The organism is Marinococcus sp. LNHM3E3-2.2, from assembly GCF_056034385.1.
The window spans coordinates 1-1,566 of sequence record NZ_JBQLIC010000025.1; the positions used below are offsets into that span (position 1 = coordinate 1).

General features: G+C 57.0%; 1 rRNA gene. It reads right to left on the bottom strand.

What is annotated here, in order from left to right:
* A 16S ribosomal RNA gene (locus ACTRXF_RS15890) occupies window positions 1-1,481 on the bottom strand; the annotation flags it as partial.
* Window positions 1,482-1,566 lie beyond the last annotated feature (85 nt).

A 1,566-nucleotide genomic window follows, 5' to 3' on the forward strand; every position in this document is an offset into this window, starting at 1 on the left:
AAGGGTTCCCTCACCGACTTCGGGTGTTGCAAACTCTCGTGGTGTGACGGGCGGTGTGTACAAGGCCCGGGAACGTATTCACCGCGGCATGCTGATCCGCGATTACTAGCGATTCCGGCTTCATGCAGGCGAGTTGCAGCCTGCAATCCGAACTGAGAATGGCTTTTCTGGATTGGCTCCCCCTCGCGGGTTCGCATCCCGTTGTACCATCCATTGTAGCACGTGTGTAGCCCAGATCATAAGGGGCATGATGATTTGACGTCATCCCCACCTTCCTCCGGTTTGTCACCGGCAGTCACCTTAGAGTGCCCAACTGAATGCTGGCAACTAAGATTAGGGGTTGCGCTCGTTGCGGGACTTAACCCAACATCTCACGACACGAGCTGACGACAACCATGCACCACCTGTCATTCCGTCCCCCGAAGGGGAACCGCCTCTCTCGAGGCGTAGCGGAAGATGTCAAGATCTGGTAAGGTTCTTCGCGTTGCGTCGAATTAAACCACATGCTCCACCGCTTGTGCGGGCCCCCGTCAATTCCTTTGAGTTTCAACCTTGCGGTCGTACTCCCCAGGCGGAGTGCTTAATGCGTTAGCTTCGGCACTACGGGTATCGAAACCCCTAACACCTAGCACTCAGCGTTTACGGCATGGACTACCAGGGTATCTAATCCTGTTTGCTCCCCATGCTTTCGCACCTCAGCGTCAGGTACAGACCAGAGAGTCGCCTTCGCCACTGGTGTTCCTCCACATATCTACGCATTTCACCGCTACACGTGGAATTCCACTCTCCTCTTCTGTCCTCAAGTTTCGCAGTTTCCAATGGCCTTCCACGGTTGAGCCGTGGCCTGTCACATCGGACTGACGAAACCGCCTGCGTGCCCTTTACGCCCAATAATTCCGGACAACGCTTGCCCCCTACGTATTACCGCGGCTGCTGGCACGTAGTTAGCCGGGGCTTTCTGGACAGGTACCGTCAGCACGCCAGCCTGTTCGACTGGCGTGGGTTCTTCCCTGTCAACAGAGCTTTACGATCCGAAAACCTTCATCACTCACGCGGCGTTGCACCGTCAGGCTTTCGCCCATTGCGGATGATTCCCTACTGCTGCCTCCCGTAGGAGTCTGGGCCGTGTCTCAGTCCCAGTGTGGCCGATCACCCTCTCAGGTCGGCTACGCATCGTCGCCTTGGGGAGCCCTTACCTCTCCAACTAGCTAATGCGCCGCGGGCCCATCGGACGGTGCAAGGATCCGAAGATCCCTGCTTTGCCGCTGACCTCAGGCGAGGTCAGGGCGTATTGGGCATTAGCCCCGGTTTCCCGGGGTTATTCCCATCCGTCCGGCAGGTTGCCCACGTGTTACTCACCCGTCCGCCGCTCGTTCCACCGGTTTTCTCCCGAAGGAGTCCGCCGGCTTCCCGCGCTCGACTTGCATGTATTAGGCACGCCGCCAGCGTTCGTCCTGAGCCAGGATCAAACTCTCCGTAAAAAGTTTGATGCTGTGGCATCCGAAATGCCCTAAAAATGTGTTGCTTTTGATTGGGGCTCTGGCTTGTCTTTCCTTTTCAAAGAAC